Here is an 18,430-nt window from a genome sequence, read left to right as displayed (position 1 = left end):
CCCGGTCCGGGGTGACGTCGTTTCGAGCGGTCCGCTTACTTCTCGCGCTTCTTGCGATGCGTCTCGAGGTCGAGCACCGCCGAGTCCGCACCTTCGGGCAGCAGGCCCAGCCGCCGCGCGACTTCCTGATAGGCTTCGACCTCGCCGCCCAGATCGCGACGGAAGCGGTCCTTGTCGAGCTTTTCGTTGGTTGCCATGTCCCACAGGCGGCAGCCATCGGGGCTGATCTCGTCCGCGAGAATGATCCGGCTGAAATCATTGTCCCAGATGCGGCCGAATTCGAGCTTGAAGTCGACCAGCCGGATGCCGATCCCGGCGAACAGGCCCGACAGGAAATCGTTCACGCGGATCGCCATGTCGGCCATCTCATGCAGTTCGTCCTGCGCCGCCCAGCCGAAGCACAGGATATGCTCGTCCGACACCATCGGATCACCGAGCGCATCGTCTTTGTAGTAATATTCGATGATCGTGCGGGGCAGCTGCTGCCCTTCTTCGATGCCGAGGCGCTTGCTGATCGATCCGGCGGCGACGTTGCGCACCACGACCTCGATCGGCACGATCTCGACCTGGCGGATCAACTGCTCGCGCATGTTGAGGCGGCGGATGAAGTGGGTCGGCACGCCGATATTGCCGAGCAGCGTGAAGACATGCTCGGAAATCCGGTTGTTCAGCACGCCCTTGCCGTTGATCGTACCCTTTTTCTGGGCGTTGAAGGCGGTGGCGTCGTCCTTGAAATACTGGATCAGCGTACCCGGTTCCGGACCCTCGTACAGGATCTTTGCCTTGCCTTCGTAGATCTGGCGGCGGCGAGCCATGCGATTCCCTTCGACGAAACGGGGCGGCCGGGGGATGCCCCTGGCCGGTGGAGAAAGCCGCCGCATAGCCCAAGGGGGCCGGCCGTGCAATCACGCCGCGGGAGTGGATGCGAGTGGCGTCTCAACCGCGCAGCGCCCGCGCGATCGCCGCCTTCGCCGTTTCCCAAGCCGGGGTGCCGGGGGTGATCAGTTCGACATGGCCGGTGTCGTCGATGCGGTGCTGGGTGACCCAGTCGCCGGCCGCTTCGGCGGCTGTAGCAAAGGCGGGACTCATGCGTGCGGGGACGATGCGGTCCTGCGCGCCGTCGATCAAGTCGATCGGGACGCCGATCGGCAGCAGTGCGACGACCGACGTATCGGCAAAGCGATCGGGGCGGTCGCCGCCGACCAGTTGCGCGATCACCTCGGTTCCGCAGCCATTGTCGGGATTGGCCGCAACGGCAGCAAGGTCGGGCAGGCCACCCAAGCTGACGACATGAGCGATCGGCAGGGGATCGTCGGTTGCGAGCGGACTGCTTGGGGGCAGGCGGTGGCGAGCGGCGAGCCAGAGCGCCAGATGGCCGCCGGCAGAATGGCCGACCGCCACGAGGCGTGACAGGTCGAGCCGATGCGCCTCGGCATGGTCGCGCAGCAGGTCGGCCGCCGCTGCCGCGTCGCGAAACGTCCCCGGATAGCCGCCGCCGTCGCGATCGACGCCGCGATAGTCGATATTCCAGACCGCAATCCCGTCCGCGCGCAGATCGGCCGCGACCCAGTCCATCAGTCGCCGGTCGGCGATCGAACTCTGCCAGCAGCCGCCATGGACCATCAGTACCGTCGGACGGCGGTCGCCCGGGCTGCCGGACGGCAACCACAGATCGACCAGCTGCAATTGATCTGTCCCATAACGAAGCGTAAGATCCGGCTCGGCCCGTGGCCGCGCGGTCAGATCGGGCCAGGTCATTGGACTCCACCGAGTGCCGGGTTCGAACATTGCCGATTTTTTCTCCATGCGAGACCGCAACCGTACGAAAACGTAAAGATCGTATAATAAAAGTCGCGCAGCCGCATAAATTTGGGTTAAAGGAAGCGCGGGGAAGAGAATGGCCGGATATGCGCCGGCCGCAAAGGGGCGTTATCGTGGGTAGAACTCGTACGATCGAGCGTGACAAGCTGTTGGATGCGGCAGAGGCCGTGACGCTGGAAAAGGGGCCGGCCGGACTGACCATCGCCGCCGTTGCCGAGCAGATGGGCATCACCAATGGTGGCGTGCAATATAGTTTCCGGAGCAAGGAATCGCTGATCGCCGCGATGTTCGAGCGGTGGCAGGAAGAATATGCCGAACGGATCGCCGAGCTCGGCGCAAGCGACCCCACCGGCCCCTGCGCCGTGCGCAAGCATATCGACTATGCCGCCGACTATGACGATCGGTCGCGGCGCGGTGCGCCCAGCCTGTTGGTGACGCTGCTCAATTCGCCGCAGCACATGACGCTGGTGCGCAAATGGTATCGCGACCGGGTCGACATGATCGACGTGACCGGCGAACGCGGCCGGCGGCTGCGGCTGGCGTTCCTTGCGATGGAGGGTGCGTTCCTGATGCGCCTGTTCGGGATGATCGAGATGGGGGACGCCGAATGGCAGTCGATCGTCGCCGATGTCGTCGCCCTGGCCGATGACGAACCGGAGCAGGATGTTGCCAAGGCCGGGCGCGAAGCCGCCTGATCCCGGTTCGTTCCATTTCGCCCCTCGCAGGAGCGCGGTTCGCCTGCTATCGCGGTCGCGATGGCAAGTGAACTGACCGACCCTTCGACCCCGATCGGCGTCTTCGACGCACCGTTCGACAGCGCATTGTCCGAGCGTTACCTCGTCTATGCGCTGTCGACGATCACCGCCCGGTCGCTGCCCGATGTGCGCGATGGCCTCAAGCCTGTTCACCGGCGTCTTCTCTGGGCGATGCGGTTGCTGAAGCTCGATCCGGCGTCGGGGTACAAGAAGTGCGCGCGCGTCGTCGGCGACGTCATCGGCAAATATCATCCGCATGGCGATCAGTCGGTCTATGACGCGATGGTCCGCTTGGCGCAGGATTTCGCGCTCCGCTATCCGCTGGTCGACGGGCAGGGCAATTTCGGCAATATCGATGGCGATAACGCCGCTGCATATCGTTATACCGAGGCACGGCTGACCCAGGTTGCGATCGACCTGATGGCCGGCCTCGACGAAGACGCGATCGATTTCCGCCCTACCTATAATGGGGAGGAGCAGGAGCCCGAACTGTTCCCGGGCATGTTCCCCAACCTGCTCGCCAATGGCGCCAGCGGCATCGCCGTCGGCATGGCGACCAGCGTGCCGCCGCACAATGCCGCCGAATTGTTCGAGGCGGCGATGGTGCTGGTCGATCAGCCGCAGGCGGACGATGCGGCGGTGCTCGCCCATGTCCGCGGCCCCGATTTCCCGACCGGCGGCATCGTCGCCGATCCGCCCGCGGCGATCCGCGAAGCCTATGCCACCGGGCGCGGCGGCTTCCGGGTCCGGGCACGCCACATGGTCGAGCGGGAAAAGGGCGGCGGCTGGCAGGTCGTCGTCACTGAGATCCCCTACGGGGTGCAGAAGGGCAAGCTGATCGAACAGATTGCCGCGCTCATCAACGACAAGAAGCTGCCGATCCTGACCGATGTCCGCGACGAATCGGATGCCGAGATCCGCATCGTCCTCGAACCGCGCAGCCGCACCGTCGACCCGCAGGTGCTGATGGACGGGCTGTTCCGGCTGACCGACCTCGAATCGCGGGTTCCCCTGAACCTCAACGTCCTCGACAAGGACCGCACCCCGCGCGTCATGTCGCTGCGCGAGGCGCTGAAGGCGTGGGTCGATCACCAGTTCGTTGTCCTGCGCCGTCGCAGCGAGCATCGCCTGTCGAAGATCGCCGACCGGATCGAACTGCTCGATGGCTATCTGGCCGCCTATCTCAATCTCGACCGCGTGATCGCGATCATCCGCAGCGAGGATGAACCGAAGCCGGTGCTGATCGCCGAGTTCAGCCTCACCGACCGTCAGGCCGAAGCGATCCTGAACATGCGGCTGCGATCGTTACGCAAGCTGGAGGAGATGGAAATCCGCGGTGAGCGTGCAAAGCTGGAGAAGGAGCAGGCCGAACTGACGCTGCTGCTATCGAGCGAGGCGCGGCAGCGCACGCGAATGAAGCGCGACCTGTCGAAGATGCGCGATCGCTATGGCAGTGAGACCGCGCTCGGTCGGCGACGCACTGCGATCGAGGAAGCCGCACCGGCGCGGGAAATCCCGGCCGAGGCGATGATCGAGCGCGAGCCGCTGACCGTCATCCTGTCGCAACGCGGCTGGGTGCGCGCGCTCAAGGGGCATGTCGATCTCGCATCGGCCGATACCGCGCGGTTCAAGGAGGGTGACGGCCCCGCCTTCGCCTTTCATGCGCACACCACCGACAAGCTGTTGCTGACCACCGATGGCGGGCGTTTCTACACGCTGGGGGCCGACAAGCTGCCCGGCGGGCGCGGCTTCGGCGAACCGGTTCGGGCGATGATCGACCTCGATGGCGATGCCAGGATCGTCGGGCTGTTGCGTGCGGCGGCGTCGGACCGGCTGCTGCTGGCGGCGACCGACGGGCGCGGTTTCGCGGTACGGGTCGCCGATGTGCTCGCCGAAACGCGCAAGGGCAAGCAGGTGATGGCGCCCCGGCCGGGTGCGAAGCTGAAGGTCGTGCGACCGATCGGCGCCGACGACGATTATGTCGCGGCGATCGGCGACAATCGCAAGCTGGTGCTGTTCCCGCTGTCCGAACTCGCCGAAATGGCGCGCGGGCAGGGCGTGCAGTTGCAGCGGTTCCGCGACGGTGGCCTGTCGGATGCGCGCACGTTGCGCTTTGCGGACGGGCTGACCTGGACGATGGGTGGCGAGACCGGACGGGTGCGCACCGAAAGCGACCTGACGCCATGGCGTGCCGCCCGTGGTGCCGCGGGGCGTATGCCGCCCAACGGCTTCCCGCGCGACAACCGCTTCTGACCGGCGTCCACGGCGGCTCGAAACCGCAGCACGGCGACGGCTGTCTCATCCATTGGAATCGTTTGCCAGGCTTCAGAAGCTTTTAACCAACGTTGCCCTATAGCGATGCAAATGGCTTTTGGTCGGCAGTTCCTTTCCGCGTTCAAGGCGCATCCGTTTTCGGACGACCCTACGGCCGTCGAGGGCGAACCAGGCCATGTGCCGGGCGCAGCGAATATGGTCGACTCGGCAGCGCTCGACCTGATCCCGGCGCCGACCGCGATTGCGCATCTGGTCGACGGACGGCTGGTGTTCAGCGCCAGCAACGTCGCGTTTCGCGCCGCCGGGTTCGTCGGCGCAGGGCAGGCGGCGCTACTCGAGGGTATCGGCGAGCAAATCGCGACCTTCCTGACCTCGACCGAGACCCGCCGCCGCCTATCGTTGCAGGTCGGCGATTCGGTCGACAGCCGCTATTACGACGTGACGCTGGCGCGGCGTCCCGAAACGGTCGCGCTGGCGCGCTGCCTGATAACGCTGCTCGATCAGACCGCCGAACAGCGCACCGAGGCCAGCCTGCGCCGCGAGATGAACACCGATTCGCTGACCGGGCTCGCCAACCGCATGGGGTTCGGCGATCTGGTCGACGAGGGGATCGCCGGGGGCAATCGCGCGCGCTATGCGGTGCTGGCGATCAATCTGGACCGCTTCAGCCGGGTCAACGCCTGCATGGGATCGCTGTCGGGCGACGAGTTGCTGATCTCGGTCGCCCGCCGGTTGAAGGGCGTGCTGCGCGGTTGCGACGTGCTGGCGCGGACGGGGGGCGATGAGTTCGCAGTGCTGCTGACGCTGCGCGAGGGGCCGGACGATGCGATGCTGGTCGCCGGGCGGCTGCAACAGGCGCTGGTCCAGCCGTTCCAGCTGTCCGATTTCAGCATCCGCGTCGATTGCTCGATCGGCATCGCGCTGGGCGAGGATGCCGAGGACGAGGCCGAAGATCTGATCCGTCACGCTCAGTTCGCGGTCAAACGGTCGAAGCGCACCGGCCAGACCGAAATCTATCGCCCGCACCTGTTCGACATCGTCCGCAGCCAGTTTTCGATCGAGACGCGCCTGCGCAACGCGCTGGAGGAGCGGCAGTTGCGGCTGGCGTTCCAGCCGATCTACGACCTGTCGAACGGCCGCATCAACAGTTTCGAGGCACTGGCGCGGTGGCGGACGCCGGACGGTCAGGATATCTCGCCGGTCGATTTCATTCCCGTCGCCGAGGAATCGGGCCTGATCGTGCCGCTTGGCCGCTGGGCGATGGACGAGGCGGCGCGAATATTGGCGCTCTGGGACCGTCAATGGGGCGGGCAGTGCGGTGCCAAAATGGCGGTCAATCTGTCGGCGGTGCAATTGCAGCGCGACGATATCGCCGCGATGTTCGCCGACGTGCTGGCGCGCCACGATCTGCCGGGCGATCGCTTCACCATCGAATTGACTGAAAGCGCGTTCATCGTCGATCCCGACCGCACGCTCAAGACGATGCTGGCACTGAAGGACATGCGCGCGACGATCGCGATGGACGATTTCGGCACCGGCTATTCGAACCTTGCCTATCTGCAGAAACTGCCGATCGACAAGCTGAAGATCGACCGCAGCTTCGTGTCGGGCATGCTTGCCGATCGCGACAAGGTGGCGATCGTTCGCGCGATCCTGAGCTTGGCACAGGCGCTCGGCATGCGGACGACGGCCGAGGGGATTGAGACGCAAGAACTCGAGCAGACGCTGGTCGCGCTCGGCTGTGCCTTTGGGCAAGGCTATTATTATTCGAAACCGATCGAGGCCGATGCGGCCTATGCGATGCTGGTCGCGCGCAACGCCTGAGCCACGACGTCGTCGGCGATCGCATGGGTACGTTCCGCGTCGGGAAAGCCTTCGGCGATCCAGCGATCCTCGACCGCGCGCAATGCCCTTGCGACATCTGGTCCGCGCGCCAGACCGCGCTCGACCAGCGCCCCGCCCGATAGCGGCAGGGTCGGGCGGGTCCAACCGGTCAGGCTCGCTGCCGCGACCGCATCACCCGCCAGCAGCAGGCCGTCGATCGCGCTTTCGACACCCAGCCGATATCCCAGCGCCTGCGGATGTTGCGCGTGGCCTTGCCCCAATGCAGTCGCAATCCGCTTGCGCTGGGCGTTCGACAGTTTCAGCCGCGCGGTGACGGCTTCGGCGGTGCCGGGCTCCAGTAGTGCGGCAAGACGACGGGTCGGATCGGGCGCGATCCCTGCCGCGACCTCGCTGCTTGCCAGCGCGGCGAGCCGTTCGACCGCCGCCACGTCGATCTCGGGCAGAACCGGTTTCCAGATGCCATGCTGCACCATCAACCGCATGACCGCCACCGCATCGCGCGCGACCAGCAGCTTGAGCAACTCATCGGCGATCCGTTCACGCGACAGCGCCATCAGGTCGTTGGCGCGATCGATACACGCCGCCAGCCCCTGTGCATCGGGTGCATCGCCAAACCGTGCTAGGAAGCGGAAGAAGCGCAGGATGCGCAGATGATCCTCGGCGATGCGCCGCAACGGGTCGCCGATGAAGCGCACCCGCCCGCCACGCAGATCGGCGATGCCGCCGAAATAATCGTGCAGCGCATGGGTCCGCATATCGGCATAGAGCGCGTTCATCGTGAAGTCGCGCCGCGCCGCATCGGCCTGCCAATCGTCGGTGAAGGCGACCTCGGCATGGCGGCCGTCGGTGGTCACGTCGCGGCGGAGCGTCGTCACCTCGACGACGGTGCCATCGGCGACTGCGGTAATCGTGCCGTGCGCAATGCCGGTCGGCACCGCCTTGATGCCCGCCGCCTCCAGCCGTCGCACGACCTCCTGCGGCGGATGGATCGTCGCGACGTCGATGTCCGACACCGGCAGCCCCAGCAACGTGTCGCGCACCGCACCGCCGACATAGCGCGCCGCGCCCGCTTCGGCGCCAAGCGCATCGGTCAGCCGGTCGAGGCCGGGGCGCTGCATCCAGTCGGCAGCGGGGAGGGTGTCGGTCAGGGCCATGTCAGTCGTCGCGCCAGGTTGAGGATCATCGCCGCCGTCGCACCCCAGATGCGCCGATCGCCGAAGATCAGTTCGTAATAGAATCGCTCGGTCCCTTCGTGCCAGCGGCTGCCGATCGAGAAATTGGTCGGATCGAGCAACAGCCGCAGCGGCACCTCGAAGATCGCATCGACCTCGAGCGGCGCGGGAACCAGCGGCAGATCGGGCGGCACCGTCGCCAGCACCGGGACCACTTCGAAGCCGGTCACGGTGTGATAGCGATCGAGCGTCGCCACCACCGTCGCCTCCTCCGCCGGCAACGCGATTTCCTCGGCCGCCTCGCGCAGTGCTGCCGTCACCGGCCCGCCATCGGCCGGGTCGATGCTGCCGCCGGGAAACGCCACCTGTCCGGCATGGGTGCGCAGGTCGCCGGTCCGCTGCGTCAGCAGCACGCCCGGTTCGTCGCGTTCGGTCACCGCGATGAGCACCGCCGCCGCGCGCCACCCGCCCGCCGGCATCGGCGCCGCGCCGTTCAGGTCGCCGGTCAGCAGCGGCTCGACCGGGTCCGCCAGCCGCGCGCGCAGCCGGTCGGCCAGCGTCATGCCGGCTCGAACGGAAAGAAGGCGCCCTCGCTCCACAGCCCGCGCCGCCCGTCCGGCCCCGTCGCCAGCCGCTCGACCAGTTCGTAGAAGACCGGCCGCGCGATCAGCGCATCCATGCCGCCCCGCACCCGCAGATAGGGGCGCGGCGCATCCGCAGTTCCTTCGATCCGGATCGGATGCTCGGCATCGGCCACCGCCAGTTCGTGGGTATTCAGCCGGAACGCGATCCGCGCCTGTTCGCCTTCACCCGACAGCTTCGCCTCGACCGCGACGAACGGCGCGTCGTCGACCGCGATCGACAGCTTTTCGACCGGCGTCACCAGGACGTACGAACCGTCCTCCTCCCGCCGCAGGATCGTCGAGAACAGGCGCACCATCTCGCTGCGGGTGATCGCACTGCCCTGATGATACCAGCTGCCGTCGGCGGCGATGCGCATTTCACTGTCGCCGCAATGGGTCGGGTTCCAGCGCTCGACCGGCGGCAATTTGGCTTCGGCGGCAAGGCGGGCGACCTCGGCGAGGGAGAGCGAGGCGAAGTCGGCGGGGGGCTGCATGGGCATGGCCGTCCGTTAGCTTGGACGGCGCGCCCGCGACAAGGGGTTCACGCCGCCAGCGCGACGCGCGGCCCGATCATGCCGTTGCATTCGGGCACGGCACCGCGCGCCAGCAGCCGCCGCTGCTCATACGGCCCCGGCATCCGCCAGCCGCCGCTTCGCGCCGCGCTGAACCCGAAGCGGCCATAATATTCGGGATCGCCGATCAGCATGAGCGGTGCATCGTCACCCGCCGCCGCGATCGATTCCGCCATCAGCCGCTGCCCGATGCCGGTGCCCTGCCGATCGGGCGCGACCGCGACCGGACCGACCATCACCATCGGCATCGCCTGCCCGTCGTCGCCGTTCAACTGCACCGGCCAGCATTGGATACAGCCGGTCAGCCGTTCGCCCTCGACCCACGCGAAGCTGAGCGCACCGATCGGTTGCAGGCCGGTCCGCACCCGATAGGCCGTTCGCTGATGCCGGTCGATCCCGAACGCCGCGTCGAGCAGCGCTTCGACCTCGGCGGCGGCAATGGTGGCAAGCGGGCGCAAAGCGGACAAGGGCGGGTCCAATCCAATCGGGATGCGCGCCTGTACCGCCACGACCGACGCGCACAAGGGGCAAGATTCGCGGCCGGCATGGTTTCGCCGCCCGCGCCGTCTGCTATCGCGCCGATATTCCCAGATGATGACAGGTGCCGCTTGCGCGATTCGCTCCAACTCGAAGTCCATGATATCGAGGTGAATGTCCTGACCGGCATTTACTCGGAGGAAACGCACCTGCCGCAGCCGCTGCGGATTTCGATGACGGTCGATCTCGATTGTCCCGAACGCTTCGCGCCGGACACGCCGCTGTCCGCCTCCAAAAGCTATATGGACCTCAAGCACGCCGCGACCGATGCGTTGCCGCAGGGGGTGCATTTCACGCTGATCGAAGGCGTCGCGGATCACATCGTCGACACGCTGTTCCTGTCCGATCCGCGTGTGCAGCGGGTGAAGATCCGCATCGTGAAGCTGGCCATCGCCGAGGACGGCGAATCGATCGGCGTCACCATGGTCCGGCACCGGCGGTGAGCCGCCCGCTGGCGCTGGTCACCGGCAGCTATCGCCGGCTGGGCGGGCATATTGCGGTGCGACTGGCTGAGGCCGGTTATGACGTCGCGCTCCATGCCAGTACGCCGGGCGAGCCCGATGCCGCGGTCGTCGCCGGGATCGGCGGGGCACGATATGGGTCCTTCGCCGCCGATCTGGCCGATCCGGCGGCGGTCGCCGCGCTGATCCCGGCGGTGGCGGATCGGTTCGGCCGTCGGGTCGACCTGCTGGTCAACAATGCGTCCTGCTTTCGTGCCGACGACGACAGCTACCCTGCGCCCGAATCGCTGACCGCCCATTTCGCGGTCAATGCCGCCGCGCCGTTCGTGCTCGCCACGGCGCTGGCGGGGCAGGGCGGGTCGGCGGTCGTCAACATCCTCGACCAGCGCATCGCCCATCCGCATCGCGATCAGCTGGCCTATACCCTGTCGAAGCAGGCACTTGCCGAAGCCACCCGTACGCTGGCGCTGGCACTGGCGCCGGCGGTGCGGGTCAACGGCGTGGCGCCGGGCCTGACGATTGCGACCGATGATTATGACGCCAGGCAGCTGGACCGGCTGGCGGCGATGATGCCGCTCGAACGCCTTCCTAGCGCCGATCAGGTCGCGGACGCCGTGCTATTTCTCGCCGGCGCCACCGCCTCGACCGGACAGTTGCTGTTCGTCGACGGCGGGGCTGGGCTGGTCCGATTCGAACGCGACTTCGTCCATCTCGGCCGCTGACAGGTCACCGGCCGTCGTCGCACCGGCCGAGTTGTTGCCGGACGAACGCATAATCCTCGCGCGCGATCGTGGCATTGTCGTCGTCCTGCGACTGCAGGCTCGCCTCGGGCAGCGTGTCCGGCAGACCGCAGGCCAGCCGGTACCAGGCAAGCGTGTCGCGTTGCGGCGCACCGCCTGCTTCGTCGATGATATCGCCCAGCGACAACGCCCAGCGCTTTTCCTCGCCCGGCCGGCGCAGGATCAGCAGCGATACCGGGTTGCCATTCGCAGTCTTCAGGAAGATCTGCGTCTCGCCTTCGCCGGGGAGGGTGCCGGGCACGTGGAAGGCGTTGCCGATCCCGGTCACCGCCGGCGGTGCATCTGGGGCTAGCACGTCCCGCACGACGCCCCGCACCCGCTGATCGAGTGCGGGCGTCCAAGCAAATTGCGCATCGGGCGTGAGCAGTTGTACCTGATCGGGACGCCCCGCCACCGCGCGGGCAAAGGCGATGACCCGCTGGCGCTTCAGATTGGGCGCACGACCCCGCGGATCGAACGGCACGTCGACCAGATAGCCGACCCGCGCCGGCAACGGCCCGCTCGCCCGAATCAGCGCGCTGACATCGGCAGTGACATAGAAGCGGACATGCCCCGGCGCGAGGCCGGTCGCCTCCGCCGGCGGAATGCGGGCGGCCGAGCGAATCGTTGCGTCGAGCACGATCTCCCCGTCGAGCGCAAGCCGGGCGAGTTGCGCATAGGGCGGTCCGGATGATTCGGTAGCGATAACATCGGGCGTGCCATTCTGGCGCGCGACGACCGGGCCACACCCGATCAAAAACAGGGACATGCCGGTCGCGGTAAGGAGGATGCGCTTCATCCGACCGGTCATAATGCCCGGAAATGCGCGGTTACAGACTTATTTCGGTAATGGCGCGATTGTACGATTGTTTCGTCCGACAAAGCGTTTGCGTCGTTTAAAAGGCCGCGATAGACAATCGCGTCCGGAATGCCGCGTAGCCCCGGACACGACGGTCGTTGCGTGCCGGTTTCGCCGGACGGACCGACCCAATGTACCGGGCTAGAGGAGTTTGGTTGCTGAATGGCTTACGCTGACCAAAAAGCAGGTAGTGGCCGGATCGTCGCACTGATCATCGTGGGGATTCTCCACGTTGTGATCGGTTATGCGTTCATCTCCGGCCTCGCCTATAAATATGTGAAGAAGGTGACTGAGGATACCGAGACGTTCGACGTCGAGGAACCGCCACCCCCGCCCGAGGAGATTCCTCCTCCCCCGCCGCCGCCCGATCAGCCGCAGCCGCAGTCGCCGCCGCCGGTCGTAACGCCGCCGCCGATCGTCCAGACGCAGGCACCGCCGCCGGTGGTGATGCAGACGGTGACGACGCCGCCACCGACCTATGCGCCGATCCCGACCGCTGGTCCGCCCGCGCCGCCCGCACCGGTTGCGCCGCCGGCGCCCCCGGCTCCGGTCATCAGCAAGGCCGCTGGCGCGAAGGGTGACCCGTCGCAGTGGATCACGCAGGACGACTATCCCGCGTCGGCGCTCAACAGCGGTGACGAAGGCGTGACCGCGATCTCGTGGGACATCAACGCCCAGGGTCGCGTCGAGAATTGCCGCGTGACCTCGTCGAGCGGTTCGGCCGCGCTGGATCGGGCCGCGTGCTCGGCCCTGCAACGCCGCGCCCGCTACTCGCCGGCGCTCGATCAGGCGGGCAATCCGATCCGTTCGAGTTCGTCGCGTCGCGTTCGCTGGCAGTTGCCGGCCGACCGGTAAGACCGGGTGTCCCGCGACGCTGTGTCGCGGGGCGGTCCGGGGCATAATTCTTCAAGAACATAATCAGCTCTAAGGAAACTATCCGATGCTCACCATTCTTGCTGCCGGCGCACCCGCCGGGGCTCCGAACTTCGGCTTCTGGGAAGCGCTTCAGCAGGGCGGCGCGATCGCGTTCGGCACGCTGGGCATCCTGGTCATCATGTCGGTCGGCTCGTTCTACATCCTCTTCACCAAGCTGTTCGAACAGCAGAAGATCATGAACCAGGCGAAGCGCGTTCGCGCCACCTTCTGGCAGTCGAACTCGCTGCGTGAAGGCGCCGCCAAGCTCGACAAGAACTCGGCCTATCGCCAGATCGTCGACGACGGCCTCGCCGCGCAGGACCAGCACGGCAAGCTGACCGATCCGGTTGAAGCGCATGACTGGCTGCACGGTTCGCTGGCGCGTTCGGAAGCGTCGATCAACTCGAAGCTCAATGGCGGCCTCGCCTTCCTCGCGACTGTCGGTGCCACCTCGCCGTTCGTCGGTCTGTTCGGTACCGTGGTCGGCATCTACCGCGCGCTCGTGAAGATCGGTGCCGCAGGTCAGGCCGCGATCGGCGACGTCGCGGGTCCGGTCGGTGAAGCGCTCATCATGACCGCCATCGGTCTGGTCGTCGCGGTTCCGGCCGTGCTGGCGTACAACTGGCTGCAGCGCCGCAACAAGTCGATCGCGGAAGACCTGTCGGCCTTCTCGAACGACGTGCTTGGCTACCTCGCCTCGAACGGTGCGGTTCGTCCGACCGTCGCCGCTCGTGGCCCGGCTCCGACCGCCAAGCCGGCAGTCGGCAGCACCACCGCCGGCCAGGCCGGTGGCGTGCCGACCGCGCCGCGCGTTTGATCCGACGCTGACACCGCCGGGGTCGTGATCGGTCCCGGCGGTTCGATTGAGTATAAGTGGATAGGATAGCCTCATGGCGATGAGTGTTGGCGGCGGCGGCGATGAAGCCCCCCTCTCGGACATCAATACCACGCCGCTCGTGGACGTCATGCTCGTGCTGCTGATCATCTTCCTGATCGCGGTTCCGGTCGTGGTCCAGCAGGTGAGCGGCCTCAAGGTCCCGAAGGTCGTGTTCGAACCGACGACGACCAAGCCCGAAAACGTGTCGCTTTCGGTGCAGGGCCTCGACGGACAGTGCGCCGTCTATTGGGGTCTCACCCGCGTCAATGCGGACGAGCTGCGGACCCGCGCGGTCAAGAAGTTGGAAGACGAAGTCGCCCGTCAGGGTGGCGTCGGCAACCCGAACCTCGAACTGCCCGAAGTGCATATCCGCGGCGATGTGAACACGCCGTATCGCTGCATCGGCGGTACGATCTACACGATGCAGTCGGCCGGGTTCACCAAGGTCGGGTTCATTTCCGAACCGGACCCCAATACCACGCCGCGTGCGCGTCAATAGGAGTAGCCTGACATGGCAATGAGTGGTGGCGGTCGCGCAGACGACGAACCGATGATGGACATGAACACGACGCCGTTGATCGACGTGCTGCTCGTGCTCCTGATCATGTTCATCATCACCATCCCGATCCAGAGCCACGCGGTGAAGGTCGACCTGCCGCAGCCGGACAACCGGCCGCAGACCGTCGTTGATCCGGTGAAGAACAAGATCGCGATCAATGCGCAGGGCCAGACCTTCTGGAACGGCACGCCGGTCGACGAGGTCACGCTGACCCAATATCTCGACCAGACCGTCGCGATGAACCCGCAGCCCGAACTGCACTTCCAGCCCGACGCTACGGCGCGGTACGAAGTGGTCGACGGGGTGTTGGCGATCGTGAAGCGGGCGAACGTGACGAAGCTCGGCTTCGTCGGCAACGAACAGTATCGCGCCGACTTCTAAGCGGCGCGCACCACTGTCTCGCAAAGGGGCGGCTTCGGCCGCCCCTTTTTTTATGTCCGGCTTGCGGAGCCGTCTTAAAAGTGAAACATTGATGTCATCACGATGTAACAAACAGGAGATGATGTCATGCGAATCGGAACGCTCGTACTGCTTGCCCCGGCGCTGGCGGCCATGGGGATCGCCAGCGCGAACGCCCAGGATGCGCAATACGCGCACGCTGCTATTGCCGCCGGAAACCTCCCGGCTGCCGAACGCGCGCTGGAGCGCGACACGCGGGCGGGAAGCCGGGAACCGCAGGTCCTGCTCAATCTCGCCGCCGTCTATGCGATGACCGACCGCCCCGACGCGGCCCGCGCCCTGTATGCGCGTGTGTTGGCGGGCGAGGATGCATCACTGCTGATGCCGTCGGATCAGGTCGCGAGCGCCCATGACGTGGCGCGCCGCGGACTGCGGATGCTGGATAAGTCGAACGCGGTCTTGCTGACGTCGCGCTGATTGCTGCGGGCGTACGGCTGATGGCGGCGGCCTTTACTTCACGTCCGATGTAGCCGCCGGAAACGAACGAACAAAAACGCCGCCGGGTTATCCCGACGGCGTTTTCGTTTGCACATGCTGATCTGCGTCAGAAATTCATGCGCGCGACGATCGAGTAGCGCCGATCGTTCACATACCATTGCCGCGGCACGCGACGGATCGCGTCGTTCTGATCGGCGACGGCTGCTTCGGTCACCGTCATGGCATTGGTCAGGTTCACACCTTGGATGCCGATGCGGAATTGCGGCGTCACCTGCAGGAAGGCCGAGGCGTCCATCTGTCCATAGGCCCGTTGGAAGATCGGATCGAACGGGGTGATGACGTCGCGCAGCGTCAGCAGATAATCCGACCGCCAGTTATACGACGCCCGCAGCGACAGCGCCCCGATGTCGATGAACGGGGTAATGTTGAACTGGTGCTTCGACAGGCCTTGCAGCGGAAAGTTGGTTCCGGTGATCGTCGGCTGCTGACCGGCGGCGACCGCTGGATCGGTCGCGGAAAGCACCGCCTGCGGCACGCCCGAGCTGCTGATGAAGGTGTAGTTGGCCTGCAACCCCAGCCCCTTCAGCGCCCCGGGCAGGAAGTCGTAGGTTTGCTGATAGCCGACCTCGACCCCGCGGATATGGCCGGTTGCGTCCGAATTGACCGGCGTAGTGACGATCGCCTCGAAACTCTCGCCATTATTGGTGAAGGTCTGGCGCTGGGTGTCGTTGGTCAACACCTTGCTCAGCCGCTTGTAGAAGCCCGAAACGGTGATCGAGCCAACCCGCGAGAAATACCATTCGCCGGTCAGGTCGAAACTGTCGGCCTCGGTCGGCAGCAGATAGGGGTTGCCGGCGTTGAATTGGCCGAACACCTGCACTTGGTTCGGGGGCAGGGTGCCATCGGGATTGACGACGATCGGAACCTGCGCACCGGTGCTGTCGAGCTGCGACTGGGTAGTGAGGCCCACGGTATAATAGTTTCGCACCAGACCCGGCGACGGCGGCGACACACCCTTGCCATAGGCGGCCCGGAATTGCAGCCCGTTGCCGACCTCTAGCCGTACGTTCAGGCTCGGCAGCCAGTAATCATAGGTCAGGTCGACATTGTTGGCGACGACCGCGCCGTTCAGGAAGTTCTGATAGCTGGCCTGTTGCGCGCTCGGCAATGCGCAGAAGGCGGGGACGGTGGCGCCGGTTTCGCCGGCGATCACCTGTCCGATCGCTTCCGAACATTGCGCCGCGGTCGGCAGCGAGGTGACGGTCGGGAAGGACTGGAACCCTTGGCTGATCCGCTGCGTGCTGGTGTAGCGCACGCCGACATTCCCGTTGAACTTCCACCCGTTACCGAATTCGGTGTCGAACCGCGCCATGATATAGGCGGCCTTGTTGCGTTCGGTCTGCGGATTGACCTCGCCGCGCAGATAGTCGGTGCCGGGCACCACGTCGCAGCGCTGGTTGAGCGGGTTCCAGCCGGCATTGATCGCCCGGCCATCGGCGCAGGTCGTGCCCGGTTGCCATTCACGACCGATTAGCAACCCAAGTTCGCGATACTGTTCGAGGTTGCTGGCCGGACGCCCCGAATAGAACAGGCGGCCGGGGCCGGCGGGGCTGGGAGTGCGGCCCTGCAGAAAGTTGTTGTAGAAGAAGGGCTGCGTCACGTTCAGCGGCGCCCCGCCATCGGTGGTCGGATCGCCATCGACAATGTCCGTCAGCCAGACCGGACCATTATTGCCCCATTGTTCGGACAGCACGCCCCAATTGTAGGCCGAGAAGCGCGACACCGTATCGCGTTGCGCGAAGCGACCGCCGGCGCGGACCGCGCGGAGGAAGCCCGATTCGGGGAAGCTGTATTCGAGGTCGAGCCGCACCGCGTCCGAATTGCCGTCCGATTCCTCGGCATGGTCCATCGCCGAGCGATAGAAGGTGTTGTACGGATCGATGAAGCTCTGGTGCGTGCCGCTGAAATAGGTCGGATAGACGTCGGTGCCGGGCGTGCCGACACAGGTCGTGTCGCAGGTTTGCGGCGCAATGAAGCTGACCTCGGGAATGCCCTTTCCATTCAGGCGGATCTGCGCGTCCTGGTAGCTCGACGTCCACAGGCCGTTATCGACGGTGCGGTTGGTCGACACGACGTGCTGATAGTCGAGGTTCAGACCGAGCCGGCTGCTGACGTCCCATTTCAGGTTGAACGAGTAATCGGTCGTGACATTCTTCGAAATCTGTTCGCGACCCTGATTGTTCGATTGCAGCCCCGACGCAGGGGTGCGCGGGTCGAGGCCCTGTTGGTCGGCACGCCAGCCGGTCGGCGCGGTAATGATGCCGCTTTCGAACAGCCCGCTATCGTCGAAGTTCAGCGTCGTGCCGGCGCGGGCGCGCGAGTCGCCGTTGGTCGTGACGTTATCGGTCGCGATTTCGATGGTGCGTTCGTTCCACGCCTGGCGCGCGTCGGAGCGCAGGAACTGGGCGGTCGCCTCAATCGAGCCGTCGGTCGAGCGCCACTGCGCCGCCGCCGAATAGCCATAGCGTTCGCGGTTGAAGTCCTGGCTGCCGATCACTGCGCCGCGCGGGAACAGCCCTTCGCCCGTCTGGGTCGCGCCGTCAAAGGCGACGACGTCGTTGCGGGTGCCGTCCGAATAGATCGGGCGCACGCGGAACGACGAGATGCCGAGCCGGTCGGCGCGGGTGTAGAGCTGCGAATAGCTGATCGAGCCGAGTAGACCGAATTCGCCGATCCCGGTCTCCCAGCGGTTGCTGACCAGCGCCGACAGCGACGGGGCGCCCTTCTTGGCGAATTCGCCATAGTTCATCTCGGCATTGGCGGAGACGAGCAGCCCCTTCTGGTCGAACGGCTTGCGGGTGCGCAGGTTGACCACGCCGGCGATACCGCCCTCGATGCGGTCGGCGGAGGGCGATTTGAACACGTCGACGCCGCCGAGCAGTTCGGAAGGCACGTCGGCAAAGCTCAGGCCACCGCTATTGCCGGCCGAGAAGGCGTCGCGTCCGTTGAATTCGGAACGGACATAGGTGAGGCCGCGCACGACCACGCCCGACCCCTCGACGGAAAAATGGTCGGGATCGACGCCGGCGGCAAAGCGGTTGATCGACACGCCGGGGATGCGCTGCAGCGTTTCGGTGACCGATCGGTCGGGCAGCGCGCCGATATCCTCGGCCGTGACCGAATCGACGATCACGTCCGAATTGCGCTTGATCCCCTGTGCGGTCGACAGCGACTGGCGGAAACCGGTGACGACGATATCGGGGGCGGCGGTATCATCGGGGGCCTGGGTCGGCTCGGCTTGGTTGTCAGCGTTGTCAACGCCTGGCGCGATCGACGTCTGCGATACGTCGCCGGCGGCGGTTTGCGCCAGGGTCGGGGCGGCGAGGCACAGCGCGACCAGCGACGCACCGGCCTTCAACGCGGCGGCGAGCGAACGGTCGGCGGACGACGGATGGATGGATGATGTTGGCACGGACTGCTGTTC

At 66.0% G+C, this 18,430-nt stretch carries 18 protein-coding genes; 10 read left to right on the top strand and 8 right to left on the bottom strand.

The features are described from left to right. Positions 1-35: 35 nt before the first annotated feature. Positions 36-815 carry a phosphoribosylaminoimidazolesuccinocarboxamide synthase gene (gene purC, locus ACTHQV_RS06890; RefSeq protein ID WP_440489111.1) on the bottom strand — a complete coding sequence of 260 codons (780 nt, stop codon included), beginning with the start codon at positions 813-815 and terminating at the stop codon, positions 36-38. A gap of 121 nt (positions 816-936) precedes the next feature. Beyond that, positions 937-1,686: an alpha/beta hydrolase family protein gene (locus ACTHQV_RS06885; RefSeq protein ID WP_440489110.1), complete on the bottom strand. Its 750-nt coding sequence runs from the start codon at positions 1,684-1,686 to the stop codon at positions 937-939. A gap of 248 nt (positions 1,687-1,934) precedes the next feature. On the opposite strand from ACTHQV_RS06885, the gene ACTHQV_RS06880 reads away from it, so the two are divergent. From ACTHQV_RS06880 to ACTHQV_RS06870, 3 genes are all read left to right on the top strand, one after another. Then, the gene (locus ACTHQV_RS06880; protein ID WP_440489109.1) at positions 1,935-2,516 is read left to right on the top strand and encodes a TetR/AcrR family transcriptional regulator; all 582 of its coding nucleotides are present in this window, start codon (positions 1,935-1,937) and stop codon (positions 2,514-2,516) included. A 60-nt stretch (positions 2,517-2,576) separates the two neighbouring features. Next, positions 2,577-4,829: a DNA topoisomerase IV subunit A gene (gene parC / locus ACTHQV_RS06875; protein ID WP_440489108.1), complete on the top strand. Its 2,253-nt coding sequence runs from the start codon at positions 2,577-2,579 to the stop codon at positions 4,827-4,829. A 216-nt stretch (positions 4,830-5,045) separates the two neighbouring features. Next, on the top strand, positions 5,046-6,674 hold the full coding sequence (locus ACTHQV_RS06870; protein WP_440489403.1) for a putative bifunctional diguanylate cyclase/phosphodiesterase: 1,629 nt from the start codon (positions 5,046-5,048) through the stop codon (positions 6,672-6,674). Here ACTHQV_RS06870 and ACTHQV_RS06865 read toward each other — a convergent pair. From ACTHQV_RS06865 to ACTHQV_RS06850, 4 genes are read right to left on the bottom strand one after another with little or no spacing between them, the layout of a single operon-like run. Further along, complete coding sequence (locus ACTHQV_RS06865; protein WP_440489106.1) at positions 6,644-7,849, bottom strand: CCA tRNA nucleotidyltransferase; 1,206 nt, start codon at positions 7,847-7,849, stop codon at positions 6,644-6,646. The two genes, ACTHQV_RS06870 and ACTHQV_RS06865, sit on opposite strands and share 31 nt — an antisense overlap. After that, positions 7,840-8,430: a CoA pyrophosphatase gene (locus ACTHQV_RS06860; protein ID WP_440489105.1), complete on the bottom strand. Its 591-nt coding sequence runs from the start codon at positions 8,428-8,430 to the stop codon at positions 7,840-7,842. The genes ACTHQV_RS06865 and ACTHQV_RS06860 overlap by 10 nt, the downstream gene beginning before the upstream one ends. Then, entirely contained in the window at positions 8,427-8,990 is a 564-nt protein-coding gene (locus ACTHQV_RS06855) for a DUF1285 domain-containing protein (RefSeq protein ID WP_440489104.1), read from the bottom strand. The genes ACTHQV_RS06860 and ACTHQV_RS06855 overlap by 4 nt, the downstream gene beginning before the upstream one ends. Positions 8,991-9,031: 41 nt before the next feature. Beyond that, entirely contained in the window at positions 9,032-9,529 is a 498-nt protein-coding gene (locus ACTHQV_RS06850) for a GNAT family N-acetyltransferase (RefSeq protein WP_440489401.1), read from the bottom strand. A gap of 141 nt (positions 9,530-9,670) precedes the next feature. Here ACTHQV_RS06850 and ACTHQV_RS06845 point away from each other — a divergent pair, with 141 nt between their 5' ends. After that, a complete protein-coding gene (locus tag ACTHQV_RS06845; protein ID WP_440489103.1) occupies positions 9,671-10,042 on the top strand; it encodes a dihydroneopterin aldolase in 372 nt (123 codons plus the stop codon). Next, positions 10,039-10,782 (top strand): SDR family oxidoreductase, encoded by a 744-nt coding sequence (locus ACTHQV_RS06840; protein WP_440489102.1) that lies wholly within the window; start codon positions 10,039-10,041, stop codon positions 10,780-10,782. Before ACTHQV_RS06845 ends, ACTHQV_RS06840 begins: the two co-directional genes overlap by 4 nt. A 4-nt stretch (positions 10,783-10,786) precedes the next feature. On the opposite strand, the gene ACTHQV_RS06835 is transcribed toward ACTHQV_RS06840, so the two are convergent. Continuing rightward, a complete protein-coding gene (locus tag ACTHQV_RS06835; RefSeq protein ID WP_440489100.1) occupies positions 10,787-11,608 on the bottom strand; it encodes a hypothetical protein in 822 nt (273 codons plus the stop codon). A gap of 252 nt (positions 11,609-11,860) precedes the next feature. Here ACTHQV_RS06835 and ACTHQV_RS06830 point away from each other — a divergent pair, with 252 nt between their 5' ends. The 5 genes from ACTHQV_RS06830 (at position 11,861) to ACTHQV_RS06810 (ending at position 14,925) form a co-directional block, all read left to right on the top strand. Further along, positions 11,861-12,553 carry an energy transducer TonB gene (locus ACTHQV_RS06830; RefSeq protein ID WP_440489098.1) on the top strand — a complete coding sequence of 231 codons (693 nt, stop codon included), beginning with the start codon at positions 11,861-11,863 and terminating at the stop codon, positions 12,551-12,553. A gap of 85 nt (positions 12,554-12,638) precedes the next feature. Next, complete coding sequence (locus ACTHQV_RS06825; RefSeq protein ID WP_440489097.1) at positions 12,639-13,430, top strand: MotA/TolQ/ExbB proton channel family protein; 792 nt, start codon at positions 12,639-12,641, stop codon at positions 13,428-13,430. Positions 13,431-13,503: 73 nt separating this feature from the next. After that, positions 13,504-13,989 (top strand): ExbD/TolR family protein, encoded by a 486-nt coding sequence (locus ACTHQV_RS06820; protein ID WP_242115617.1) that lies wholly within the window; start codon positions 13,504-13,506, stop codon positions 13,987-13,989. A 12-nt stretch (positions 13,990-14,001) separates the two neighbouring features. Then, a complete protein-coding gene (locus ACTHQV_RS06815; RefSeq protein ID WP_440489095.1) occupies positions 14,002-14,430 on the top strand; it encodes an ExbD/TolR family protein in 429 nt (142 codons plus the stop codon). Between the two features lie 126 nt (positions 14,431-14,556). Continuing rightward, positions 14,557-14,925 carry a tetratricopeptide repeat protein gene (locus ACTHQV_RS06810; protein ID WP_440489093.1) on the top strand — a complete coding sequence of 123 codons (369 nt, stop codon included), beginning with the start codon at positions 14,557-14,559 and terminating at the stop codon, positions 14,923-14,925. Between the two features lie 127 nt (positions 14,926-15,052). Here the strand turns inward: ACTHQV_RS06810 and ACTHQV_RS06805 are convergent, their stop codons facing one another. Further along, positions 15,053-18,418: a TonB-dependent receptor gene (locus ACTHQV_RS06805; RefSeq protein ID WP_440489092.1), complete on the bottom strand. Its 3,366-nt coding sequence runs from the start codon at positions 18,416-18,418 to the stop codon at positions 15,053-15,055. Positions 18,419-18,430 lie beyond the last annotated feature (12 nt).

This window comes from Sphingomonas sp. SAFR-052 (assembly GCF_051965015.1).
Classification (GTDB): Bacteria; Pseudomonadota; Alphaproteobacteria; order Sphingomonadales; family Sphingomonadaceae; genus Sphingomonas.
This window is presented reverse-complemented; position numbering and strand designations above follow the sequence as displayed.